Source organism: Marinisporobacter balticus (genome assembly GCF_004345705.1).
GTDB lineage: Bacteria > Bacillota > Clostridia > Peptostreptococcales > Thermotaleaceae > Marinisporobacter > Marinisporobacter balticus.
Genome location: NZ_SLWV01000048.1, coordinates 1 through 11,899, shown reverse-complemented (window position 1 = coordinate 11,899; position 11,899 = coordinate 1). Strand labels below are relative to the sequence as shown.

16 protein-coding genes are annotated in these 11,899 nt (G+C 31.0%); 12 read left to right on the top strand and 4 right to left on the bottom strand.

All coding sequences use genetic code 11. The features are described 5' to 3' along the window. Positions 1-324 precede the first annotated feature (324 nt). On the top strand, positions 325-744 hold the full coding sequence (locus EV214_RS18000; RefSeq protein ID WP_132248304.1) for a hypothetical protein: 420 nt from the start codon (positions 325-327) through the stop codon (positions 742-744). A gap of 472 nt (positions 745-1,216) precedes the next feature. On the opposite strand, the gene EV214_RS17995 is transcribed toward EV214_RS18000, so the two are convergent. After that, on the bottom strand, positions 1,217-2,515 hold the full coding sequence (locus EV214_RS17995) for an RNA-binding domain-containing protein (RefSeq protein WP_132248302.1): 1,299 nt from the start codon (positions 2,513-2,515) through the stop codon (positions 1,217-1,219). Positions 2,516-3,424: 909 nt separating this feature from the next. On the opposite strand from EV214_RS17995, the gene EV214_RS19275 reads away from it, so the two are divergent. From EV214_RS19275 to EV214_RS17975, 4 genes are all read left to right on the top strand, one after another. After that, positions 3,425-4,087: an RNA polymerase sigma factor gene (locus tag EV214_RS19275; RefSeq protein ID WP_132248300.1), complete on the top strand. Its 663-nt coding sequence runs from the start codon at positions 3,425-3,427 to the stop codon at positions 4,085-4,087. Next, entirely contained in the window at positions 3,999-4,193 is a 195-nt protein-coding gene (locus EV214_RS19590) for a BhlA/UviB family holin-like peptide (protein ID WP_243116723.1), read from the top strand. The genes EV214_RS19275 and EV214_RS19590 overlap by 89 nt, the downstream gene beginning before the upstream one ends. A 160-nt stretch (positions 4,194-4,353) precedes the next feature. Then, on the top strand, positions 4,354-4,956 hold the full coding sequence (locus EV214_RS19470) for an N-acetylmuramoyl-L-alanine amidase (protein WP_279233159.1): 603 nt from the start codon (positions 4,354-4,356) through the stop codon (positions 4,954-4,956). Between the two features lie 21 nt (positions 4,957-4,977). Continuing rightward, positions 4,978-5,418 carry a hypothetical protein gene (locus EV214_RS17975; protein ID WP_132248296.1) on the top strand — a complete coding sequence of 147 codons (441 nt, stop codon included), beginning with the start codon at positions 4,978-4,980 and terminating at the stop codon, positions 5,416-5,418. Between the two features lie 65 nt (positions 5,419-5,483). Here EV214_RS17975 and EV214_RS18905 read toward each other — a convergent pair whose 3' ends face one another. Beyond that, positions 5,484-5,639, bottom strand: a complete 156-nt coding sequence (locus tag EV214_RS18905; RefSeq protein ID WP_165916465.1) for a hypothetical protein — start codon at positions 5,637-5,639, stop codon at positions 5,484-5,486. 266 nt (positions 5,640-5,905) lie between these two features. Here EV214_RS18905 and EV214_RS17970 point away from each other — a divergent pair, with 266 nt between their 5' ends. The 3 genes from EV214_RS17970 to EV214_RS17960 all read left to right on the top strand — a co-directional run bounded on the left by EV214_RS17970 (position 5,906) and on the right by EV214_RS17960 (position 7,802). Further along, complete coding sequence (locus EV214_RS17970; protein WP_243116722.1) at positions 5,906-6,670, top strand: IS3 family transposase; 765 nt, start codon at positions 5,906-5,908, stop codon at positions 6,668-6,670. 104 nt (positions 6,671-6,774) lie between these two features. Next, positions 6,775-7,233, top strand: a complete 459-nt coding sequence (locus tag EV214_RS17965) for an AraC family transcriptional regulator (protein WP_132248294.1) — start codon at positions 6,775-6,777, stop codon at positions 7,231-7,233. Positions 7,234-7,589: 356 nt separating this feature from the next. After that, complete coding sequence (locus EV214_RS17960) at positions 7,590-7,802, top strand: hypothetical protein (RefSeq protein WP_132248292.1); 213 nt, start codon at positions 7,590-7,592, stop codon at positions 7,800-7,802. A gap of 115 nt (positions 7,803-7,917) precedes the next feature. Here the strand turns inward: EV214_RS17960 and EV214_RS17955 are convergent, their stop codons facing one another. Together EV214_RS17955 and EV214_RS17950 are read right to left on the bottom strand one after the other, a co-directional pair. After that, positions 7,918-8,247: a 6-aminohexanoate hydrolase gene (locus EV214_RS17955; protein ID WP_132248290.1), complete on the bottom strand. Its 330-nt coding sequence runs from the start codon at positions 8,245-8,247 to the stop codon at positions 7,918-7,920. Further along, a complete protein-coding gene (locus EV214_RS17950) occupies positions 8,240-8,479 on the bottom strand; it encodes a helix-turn-helix transcriptional regulator (RefSeq protein WP_132248306.1) in 240 nt (79 codons plus the stop codon). The genes EV214_RS17955 and EV214_RS17950 overlap by 8 nt, the downstream gene beginning before the upstream one ends. A gap of 422 nt (positions 8,480-8,901) precedes the next feature. Here EV214_RS17950 and EV214_RS17945 point away from each other — a divergent pair, with 422 nt between their 5' ends. From EV214_RS17945 to EV214_RS17930, 4 genes are all read left to right on the top strand, one after another. Continuing rightward, positions 8,902-9,237, top strand: a complete 336-nt coding sequence (locus EV214_RS17945) for a WCX domain-containing protein (protein ID WP_132248288.1) — start codon at positions 8,902-8,904, stop codon at positions 9,235-9,237. A 62-nt stretch (positions 9,238-9,299) separates the two neighbouring features. After that, entirely contained in the window at positions 9,300-9,860 is a 561-nt protein-coding gene (locus EV214_RS17940) for a type 1 glutamine amidotransferase family protein (protein ID WP_243116721.1), read from the top strand. A gap of 209 nt (positions 9,861-10,069) precedes the next feature. Then, positions 10,070-10,852, top strand: a complete 783-nt coding sequence (locus EV214_RS17935) for a hypothetical protein (RefSeq protein ID WP_132248284.1) — start codon at positions 10,070-10,072, stop codon at positions 10,850-10,852. 562 nt (positions 10,853-11,414) lie between these two features. Then, the gene (locus tag EV214_RS17930) at positions 11,415-11,753 is read left to right on the top strand and encodes a hypothetical protein (RefSeq protein WP_132248282.1); all 339 of its coding nucleotides are present in this window, start codon (positions 11,415-11,417) and stop codon (positions 11,751-11,753) included. Positions 11,754-11,899: the final 146 nt, after the last annotated feature.

Below are 11,899 nucleotides of genomic sequence, written 5' to 3'. Positions count from 1 at the left end.
ATACGCTTATTATTAGTCGTTCGTAATAGCTTTTTCAAAACATTAATTTCTACTTGTTCATTATGATTTTCAGTATACATGCACAATCCCTCCCCCTCATAGATTATGTTTACATAATATCATCAAAGAGGCGGAATATTTGATTGTAATTTTTCCCAATGTTAAATCATTAATACGTTATATATAGCTATAGTAATTTTGTTTGTTTATAAAAGCAATATAAAAACTTCTCAGCAAAAACCAGAATACATTGAAAAGGATCAAGCCTTGAATCTTCTATGTAAAAGCATATCTTATAATGAAAATTCTATGAAGTATAACGGAATGGATAATTATGGAGGGTATATTTTTTCTGCTATAACTAATAAAGATGCTTCTAATTTGGCAGAACCTCTTGAAATAGTAGTAAATCCTTCTAATGGAAATGTGTATGATTCTATCAGTTCTCAATGTATAGGCAATGTATTTATAAAAGAAAAAGAATTTATGCCGATAGATGAGTCCGAAATTAAACAATTTTTATTAGATAATATAATAAAAGATTCATATAAGGATTCTATGATTGAATTTGATGGATTTGAAGCAGGTAATGTTGTTATGATATTGATGAAGTATACGAATGAATCTAAAGGGGAGTATGAGGTATTATCACAATTTAAAATAGACCCATGTAATGGCGATATTTATGAATATATATCTGAAAAATACTTAGGGAATATAATCGAGAACTATGTGAACCATTAGTTTAACGTATAAATTATTCAAATCTATTTTAACATTATCACCAAATATCAGCTCAAAAACATAATACGAATGAAAAACCTAAAAATGTAAACAAATTCAATAACTTCGAACAAAGGTCTTCCAAATACAGCAAAGAAGAATTAGAAAAACTGTTTAGAAATAATAAATAAATTTGCCCCTAGATCATCCTAGGGGTTTGCTTATGCCCTAAATCTTAATTAATTTCATCCTACAACCTCATAAAATTCATTTTAAGACCTTTTCTAAACGCGACAATATTTTGTTTCGCGCGTTATAGGGGCGAAAAATAGGAATCTCAAGTGCTCTTGTGTTACTATTTTAAAATATTTACTTAATAATTTTCCTACTCTTATATTTATAATAATTACCAGCTACTTTACGTCTGGTGGCACGTTTGTTGGTTCTATCCCTTTAGGCATGCTTTTATAATGGGTTCATTGTTGCCATTTCATTATTTACTTAAGGTATATCTTGTTGCTCTTGCAGCTCCTGTTTTAATAATTTTATTTTGCGCCAATAAAGAATTTATTACATTTCGCGCAGGAAAAGCAGAACATTTCAAGAAGGTCTCAATATCCTTACGAGTAATTTTGCCTTTGGCCTGAAGAAGATTCATTACATTTTCTTCCTGTGACAAGGTATCATCATACAGGGTTAAGGTTATTTTATTTCGATTAAGTAAGGTAACAACAAAGGAAGAAGGTGCAGGAAAAAAGGTTGGTTCAACAGCACAGTCTGCATAGCTTTCTAAAATTCTTTTTATGCCCGTGCCGTAGCTTTCTATCAATTCCAACCGATAAAAAATATTTGCAATGATAGAATTTCTTGGCTGTGATACACCTCCCATAATATCTGTTAAGGTAATGCCCTTTACCAACCCGCCTAGGGAAACAAACTCAATTTTGTCATCATAGATGTTGATGATAATGCTACCAGAATAATCGTAATCACGATGAACCACTGCATTGAGCAAAGTTTCTCTTAAAGCATAGTCAGGATAGTCAGCATAATCAATTCGCTTTAATCCCTCAAAAGAAGAACGTAAATTGTTATTTAGGGCAAGAAACGCATACGCCTCATTCATTTGTTTTAAGATGGATCCGGAATATTCCTTGCGTGTTTTGAAGGTTGTTTTTCCTGTACCTTCATAGACAGCGCACCTTATGATGTGCTCACACTGATCTGAAAGAAGCAGTGCTGCATTGGTGTAATATCCGTTGTCATCAATCAAACGCAAGCTTTTTTTGTGATTCTGTGCAAATTGCACATTGCTGTCCTTAAAGTATTTTTCAGCATACTCAAAGGTTAAATCTTGATTGATACAACGAGCTCTTTCAAAGGTGGTTCCATCGCTTTCTTTTATCATTTGGCGAATGGCTTCATCACTTGCAGGGGCAGAGGTAACACCGTGGCGAACATAAACACCGCTAGGTTTTAACCCTTTGTCGGTCAGATGATAGGGTCTTTTTTCTCCACGAGAAACGGTTACTTTGATTAAAGATTTACCTTGATCCATTATCGTCTCAATAGAAGTATACGCAGTTAAGTCAGGTTTAATGCCATCTCTTATCATGTTGCTAATGCGTTCCATTTGTCCTTCCGTATCCTCTACGCCAATGATATTGCCATCTTTGGTCACACCCACATAGATTTCACCGCCATCCGTATTTGTAAAGGCAACAATCTCTTTTTTGAAATCAACATTTACCACTTCCTTTAACTCAACATATTGACTTTCAATATAATTCATATTGTAGAAACCTCCTTTAATCGACATTATCTATATTATCGCTATTGTATCACGATTTTATTCAGATTTCAATAGGCGTAAAATGCGGTGCAAGTCCTAGAAACTTATGCCATTGGTGCTTGGCACCAAGTATGTGCATAGCTTGTCATATTTTCACTCGTTATAGGGGCGGAAATATGCAGTTCAAGTACTCTTGTGTTACTATTGGAGGTTTATTACACAATCCATTTTTTTAGCTTCAAAAGAATAAAATTCTAGTATGTTAAAATATCAGGGTAATCCCGAGGGCTCTCCCCGCCACGCCTAAAAGCCATTGCCCTGATATTTTTTAGTGATTTTTCAAAAACAAACATTTATATTTGTAAACGAGTTTAAAATGTTTAGGGGGTGGTTTGGAGAATGCCCCTCCATCATAAAGCCCTTAACCAACTATCTTTTGAACTTGCTAGGATCTTAAGTTATTGAATGTATTGTGATCCATATCAACTACTGACTCAGTGTAATAAAAAAAGTTTCATGCAGCGGCACAAAACTTTTTAAAATAACTCTACCAACATATTCTATAAAAAATAATGTTATGTTGTATTCAAATCGTTGAAAATATAAAAATATTTTTCAAAATTCTATTTACCTTTTGAAATTTAAATGATTGTAAGCTTTTTCATCCAAGGCAACTTAATTGCGATTGTGTTGTGCTTGTTATATATTCGACAAAATTAGTTTCTGTATAATCAGATATGTCATATATTTTACAAAATTATAAATAAATTCCATATATACCCTAGACATAAAGTTAATTAGCAAAATTTTACAAAACGAGTCAAATTACACCCGTTTACAAATTCAGCTATAAACCTGCTTGGGATTAGTATATGCTGATATTTTTTTTTGCAAAAAGGGGGGCTTTTGATGGAATTATTCGTTTTGTTGGAAAAAGCTAAAAACAATGATAAGGATGCTGCTTATGAAATTATAAAAGATTTTGGTGCTACCTTAAAAAAGCTAAGCAAGAGTTTACATTATGAAGAAGCAGAAACTGATTTGATTATTGAACTTCTAAAATTAATACAAAATATTGATATTGAAAAATTTAAGGATTCAAATCATAAACAAATCACTAAATACATACATATGCATTTGAAAAAAAGAACTTTGAATTTACTCAAAAAACATGAAAACAAATTCAAAGAGTGTTTGGAAATAAACCACGAAATACTAGCAGATGACAGTATAGCTGATACAGAGAGTACTGTTTTAACATCCATATTAATAAAATCTTTAGTTAAACAACAGCGAGACATTATTACTATGGAGTTTATACAGGGCTTTTCTGAAAAAGACATCTCACAAATATTAGGAATTAGTAGACAAGCAGTTAATAGAGCCAAAAATAGAGCTTTAAACAACTTAAGAAAATTTTTTATAGAGACTGGGGGTGAATCAATTGGAAGAAAAGATCATAGAGCTAGCCGGAAGGAATGGTATATGGACAGTACTAACAGTAGCCCTTATATTTTATATTCTCAAAACCCAAGAGAAAAGGGATCTTCGTCAAGAAGAAAGGGAGCTTAAGTACCAAAATATTATATCTAATCTAACCGAAAAGTTGAATTTGGTAGAAGATATTAAAGAGGATGTATCAGAAATTAAAAATTATGTATTCAAAAAAGAAGCTTAGAACCTAGTCATAATCACATGTCCTATCAAAGATTAAAAAGAAAAACAAAAAAAATATTCCAGGGGGTTTACATTTTACCACTAAAAGTTGCTTGTATATAGTGAGAAGCAATTAACCGGTTAAAAATTCTCAAGATATATTTTTAAGGTGTGTGAGCAAGATGAAAATTATAGAAACAAATTTAGCATTTAAAGATAATCTTAAAAAAATGAATAAGCCTTCTATGATAGTCATTCATCATGCTGCACATAGTAGTGCGACTGTAGATGATATACATAGGTGGCATAAACAAGAAGGCTTCCGTGGATTTGGATATCACTTTCTTATCACGAAAGATGGACAAGTCTACAGGGGCAGGCCTGAGAACACCATAGGAGCTCATTGTAAAGGCTACAATCAAAGTTCTTTAGGTATATGCCTACAAGGTAACTTTGAAGTAGAAAAAGTATTTAAAATTCAATTAGAAGCTCTTATGAAACTATGCCAGTACCTATGTAACAAATATGGTATACGCACTATAAAAGGCCATAGGGAGTTAAGATCTACTTCCTGTCCTGGACAAAACTTTCCTTTAGCGGAGGTTAAAAATCTAGTATGCAGTATCTTAGGTAGCGATCGTAGCTTTGATACTTATACTGTTAAGACAGGAGATACTCTGTGGTCTATAGCAAGACATTGTAACATGACAGTCCAAAAGCTTATGGAGCTTAATGGACTAAAGGGTAGTTTGATTTACCCAGGACAAATATTAAAAATTATGTGAATGAAGAAGGAGAGATTTATTATGGGAATGACTACATCGTATAAAAGAGCAAAGATGTATGTATATTGCAGTAAACAAGCGTTGATTAATATGAAGTGGGATTTAAGAGATGGTATATCTGATCTAGAAGCTTTAATTGCATCAACAGGTGTATCAGCTTTAGGGTTTATTAATCCTGTTACAGGAATTCTTGCTTTTAGTCTTACTACAGCTTATGGACTAATGTCAGTATGTAGCTCTGATAGAGCATTAGCAACTACGCTAGAAAGAAAAATTGATACCATGAACAACCGTGATTATGCTGTATTAAAATTTGAAGTTGAACTTGCATATTCTGTATCTGATCTAGTAAAGGATAAACCTTCATCTATGGAAGTAATATACTTAGATAAATTTAGAAATATTGGCAGTACAAGATTCAACGACAGCGAATTAATAGAATACATCAATAACAATATGTAATTACAATTATTGATGTAATAATTAATAATAAATAAAACTAAATCCCTTTGCAAAGGGATTTAGTTTTATTTATGTTGTGTTTTAGATAAATGATAGAGAAGTGGTATTGCGCCCATTACAACAACAACAATTGGTCCTCCTATAGTTACAGCAAGTATAACTCCAACTAAAACAGTTATCAAAAAAAAGAAAAGTTTTTCTTGCCATATTTTTAATTTCAATATACTCTCTCCTTTGCATCATATTTTGCAAATAATTACATATTTCCCCATTAACCATTAGTTTAGCGAATAAATTATTCAAATCTATTTTAACATTATTTAGAAAATATGGATATAGTTATAAAATTCTATTTAGCTTTCAACTATTCCTCAAATATATGTTTACGGATTAATTAAGCTCTTGGTGATCTGAACTGATACATGTCAAGTAGACAGATATTTTAAGGTCATGTACAATAAATTTATTAAGACAAAGGAGAATAACCATGACCGATTCAAACAAAAAAAGAAAACGCCGTACATATACGCATGAATTTAAAAATCAATTCGTTCAACTATACCTAAATGATAAGCAAAAATGCGATATTGTCAGAGAATATGATATTTCCGCTTCCTTATTAGATAAATGGATCAAGCAATCAGAAAATACTGGTTCTTTTAAGAAAAAAGATAATCGTACTCCTGAAGAGCAAGAACTTATTGCGCTTCGCAAACGTAATAAAAATGTTGCAGTAAGTGATTTAACTTATGTTAGCGTTGGTACGAATTGGCATTACATCTGTATCCTCATAGATCTCTTTAACCGAGAAATAATAGGTTACAGTGCAGGTCGAAATAAAGATGCCAGTTTAGTAGCAAAAGCATTTTCAAAGGTAAATACAAATCTTGAGAACATCCAAGTATTTCATACAGACAGAGGCAATGAATTTAAAAATCAACTGATAGACGAAACATTAGAAACATTCCATATCAAACGTTCTTTAAGCATGAAAGGCTGCCCATATGATAATGCAGTAGCAGACGCTACCTTTAAGATTATCAAAACTGAATTTGTAAAGGGACAAACTTTCGAAAGACTTGATGATCTAAAATACCAATTAGCTGATTATGTAAACTGGTTCAACAATTATAGGATTCATTCATCACTAGGATATTTAATACCGTATCAATATAGGATTACTAACCTGACAATCCAGTTTACATATATAGTCCATATTAGTAGATTCTATAAGTTTGTAAATATGGTATAATATTGATAATCAGTAAGTCACATAGGTATTATACTGTGAAGTAAAGATTATTTACATAATCCAATGGCAAATAGTAATTATTATATAAGGAGAGGAGTAAAACTATGGCTTATACATTGCAAGAAGTAACCATACGAACAAATAATTCTGAAGAAGGAACAAAAAAAATTGGTGAAATTTGGAGGGATATTACGAGCGGAAAACTACCCATTATTTTTGATACCGCGCATACTTTTCAACAAGGCGTTTCTCCAGTTTCAAAATACAGTAATTATTCCAGTGATGAAAGTGGAGATTATGACCTTACCATCATGGCTGTAACCGTTGACTTTTTTCAAAAAATGGAAACAGCAGTAAGTAAAGGCTTATATAAAAAATATGATGAAACAGATGAAAACGGAGAAATAGGTGTATGTACAAGAAAAGCATGGGAAAAAGTATGGCTTGAGCAAAAATCAGGCAATATAAAGAGATCATTTGCCGAGGATTATGAGAGTACCGTTCCCAGTGAATATACGAAAGATGGAAAATCACATTGTTATTTATATATTGCCATTCAGTAGAATGAAAAAAATGAAATTATGAACATAATATTCCAATTTTTCCGATTGAATTAATGCATGTTTTTCAAAAAATATGTCACATGAAATATTACTATCAAAACAATACAAGCCACGTGTTGGAATTAATATCCATCATGTGGCTCAATTTTGCACGTATTTCGGCTGTATCCCTTTATATACACGATTAATAGATTTATACACCTTTCGACATGAAAACAGGATTCTCAATCCTAATAAAATTTAATGTATTTTCGATTGGTTTGAATGATTTTTCATCGGAAATAGGTTTAGACAATTTATACATTAAACTAATAATTAGTAAGTATTAAGTCTTTTTAAAACTAAAAGGAGCCGTTATGAAAAAGAAATTTATTGCAAGCCTACTATACATCTTACTTATTTTAGGCTTTATGACAGGATGTAGTCATCAGCAAGCTATAGATCTGAAAACAGGAGATTATATACAATTTGGGAAATACAACGCTGTTCCGATACTTTGGAGAGTGATAAACATCGATGAAGATGGAGATTCGTTACTTTTTTCAGATAAAATAATATGCTTCAAATGAAGTAATTTCAATACATTCCTGGAATATAAAAGTAATAAATAACGATCTTAATTTAGGTGTTTTTATATGGTAAAACCACCTTATTTCTAAGGAGGTTTATATTTTAAAATTTATATTAAGAAAAATCTTTTTTATATTGAATTGCAGACATTATTGCTCCTGCAAGAAGAGAAATAGAAAATATAAAAAGCAAATACTGTCTAAAATAAATAATATTACTGTCAACCCAAGAAATATAAACAGCTATTGCGCATACAAGCGTTGAAAACATCGTAGTTGATACTTTTAAATAAATTATACTGGTTCTCTCATCGGGCTTTCCTATTTGCTTATAAAAATAAAACATCGCAATTATTGATATAATTGCTAATATCGTTGTTATTCCAACAAATATATTAAAATTATATACACTACTATCCATCCATTTATCTAATATATCAATCATTATTATCATCCTTTCCTACATAAGTAAAAATATCTTTAATATCAACTTGAAAAAAATCAGCAATTCGGTAAGCTAAAACTAATGATGGAGAATAATTATTTTTTTCCATAACAAAAATTGTTTGCTTTGATACCCCTACAGCCTTGGCTAATTCACTTTGTGTCAATCGCTTAAGTACACGAAACTCATATACCTTATTCTTAATAGAATCTCCAAACTCATCTTTTTTCAATTTGAACACCACACCTCCTTTTAAATATTTATTACACCATTAATAGTAAACTAAAGTTATCAAAAAGTAAAGTAAACTTATACAAAATATAATAAAACTTTTAACTTTCATTAAAGTCTATGCTCAAATCACCCATAATGTTCGTGAAACTATAAAAATATGCAGTCAATAAATTTATAATTATATGTGCGTTTTTAGGCTTGGGTATTTCTAAAAACACACTTGTAGCAATGCGTGAAAATTTAAATTCCAAAGTAGTAGATTTTATATTTTGATTATTTATCATCAAAATTATTGAATATGAATTGCTTATTCTAATATTTCACAAACTCCAGTATTTTTTTACATGCATTAACTAAAATATTAATGGGGGAGAGAAAGGCCCCTAAAGTATAGAAAAAGATTCAAGAAAGCGTGTTATTATGAAAATTGATAGATTACTAGGAATTTTAAATGTCCTTGCCAATACAGACAGGACTACAATACAAAAATTAGCAGAAAGGTTTGAAGTTGTACTAGAATATGATGTTACGAATGAATTCCTTTTAACAGATAAGATAGATGCTAAATTTTTTCATAGGATTAGCAGTACAGAAGAAAAGGGGCAGATTCTATTTGCTGTTTCTGACTTAGCATGGGCTACTAATTTAGTTTTCAGCCTTCAAGACAAAGTTAAAGTTATAGCACCTCTTGAACTAAAAGAAGCAGTAAAAACCAGAATAAAAAGAATAAATGCGCTCTATAAAGATGACATATAGGTGTCATCTTTTTTGTTGTACAATACTTAAGAAAGGAAGTGTTACGATGAAAAGAAATACTTGTGTTTATTTTTGATGGATATGCAGATTGGGAAAGTGCTTATATTTGTTCAGAACTCAATGGATCAGAAACGGATTATATTGTAAAAACTTTAAGTCTGGACAAAGAACCTAAAACTTCTATGGGCGGTTTTCGAATCATTCCTAATTATTCTATAAGTGATTACCCAAAAAATTTCGAGATGTTGCTTTTGATTGGGGGTCACGCTTGGATGGAACAGAAAAACAATGCCATTGAACCTGTGGTAGCGTATGCCATCAAGCATCATATTCTAGTAGCAGCAATCTGTAATGCCGCTAATTTTATGGCAGAGAACGGATATTTGGATAATATCCGACATTCAGGCAATACACTTACGTATATGAAGTCACAAGCGCCACACTACAAGGGCGACAGTAATTTTGTTGAAAAACAAGCCGTTTGTAATTCGGATATCATAACTGCAAATGGTACGGCTTCTTTAGAATTCGCTAGGGAAATTATGTTGTATTTGAATGTTAATCCTGTAGAAAAAATCGACGAATGGTATAAATTTAACAAGTTGGGTTTCTATCAAAAGTAACGCCATATCGTTCGATTTTAAGACAAATCAGAAAATGTATGCTTGCTATTTTTTTTCTTGAAAAAGGAGCGTTCATCAACAAGCGTTTAATGCTCTTGTTTTTATTTTTTATAAAAGTGCCACAATCACCCCTAGTAATCTTGTTGAGTATAATAGGTAAAATGTGGTATTCTAATAAAGAGAATAAAGAATATAGGGGGTCATAGATTATGAAGAGAATGATCGTATTGATGATGTGTGTCCTTATTTTAGTGGCATGCACATCTCAAAGAAGTACAAATGAGAAAAAATTTACAGATACTATTAAAGAATTGCGTGATGAAACAGAGATTGGACTAAAGGATATTACTCCATTTGAATGGGACACAGTATACTCATTTGCACCCTATACATCTAAAAAAATGGTGCAAGAAATTATTGGTTTTAAAGCAAAAGTAAGTGAAACTGTAAGTGAGGGTATGCCACATTTTGTATTTGTAAAAGACAAAGAAGTTGTTTGTGAAATAATAGGTTATCCTAGTAATTTAGGTATTAATATTAATACCTTTAGGAGCAGTATAAATTCAGAGGATAATGTTGTTTTTAAGGTTAGAAAAGAAACAGATATTGTCTATTTGATAGAAAAAACAACTAAATTAACTGAAGATGAGATATGGAATACTATTAAAAAAAGAGAATGGAGTACACTAGAAGATGGTTTTGCTGGGTATGGCATATACTTTTATGAAAAGAATGATACAAAATATGCTCTTAGCATGATCTATGGAAGTGGTCTTCCAGTTATCCATACATATAAATCAGAAGTTATCATAAAAGATAATATTATATCTTTTGATTTCCCAAACGATCTAATAGTTAAAGGTGAGGAAAAAGAACCTGTTAGAATTGGGCTCATATATAAGGATGATATTTTATATTTTGGTAGTAAAAACCTTAAAGAAATATACAAATATAATCCTGAATATAATCATTATGACGAGTTTATTAAATAGTTATGATAGTGTCGGAGTTTGTCAAAAAAAAATGTCGCATGAAATTTTCAAAAGTAATTTTTCAAGCGTATTTGAATCTTCCGGTTTGCTATTGACATTGAGCCTCCGTAAGTATGCTTTTGCTTGCCCTATGCGTAGCCATCTGAAGAAGGCAACGCCCAAAATAGGCTACCATACTTACCTCATGTAAATAGTTCACTTCGTCAAACTAGTCTATCCACTTATCTTAGCATCTATATGTTCTTTTTCTCTAACTGGGTTCAATGCAACGGTTTCTGGAAGCTTCCAATTACGTATATCATTAGCCTATCTCTCTGGATGTTGCTTTTTTGCTTTTTCATAGACTTTTTTTTGCTTATCCATAATGGTTTTTCCGTTACCATTATATCTATCATTTGGTGTCATATAATTAATGCCACTATGATAGTGACTATTGTTATACCAATGAACAAACTCTTTGAAAAATATTCCATGTTACTATACTATGGGATTATCTTCAAACTTAAGTGAGTACTACCGAAATAGGCTTAAATAAAGAGAGGGATTAAAGGAGTTTTTTTATATGGAAAATACAGTAGAAAAAGTCATTTTAACAGTTGTAGTTTTTTTATTAGGTGGATTAGGATACTTTTTTATAGATTATAACGAGGGAATATATGCTACACCCTATTTAATTGTATTTGGAATTTTATGTTTAGGTATTTACACATATTTTTTTATTAAAAACATTAACATGACAATTGAAATGGCGCTAATAAACTTAACAATAGGGGTAGTAATATATATATTAGCTGTATATATTCTTTTTTTATTGAATTTTCCTAAAACATATGCCATGCCTATATGTGTTGGTATTCTCCTTACCTATCGATATATAAAATATTGGATTAATTTGAGATGATAGCTATACAAGATACGTGTAAAAAGTACTAGGTTTTGATTTATGATACTTAAATAACAATCAGTTACATAACAAAGTTCCTGATGATCAAGGATCTTAATTATTATTTAGAATTGTAAAATATTTCATGTTGCTGTAATATAAAA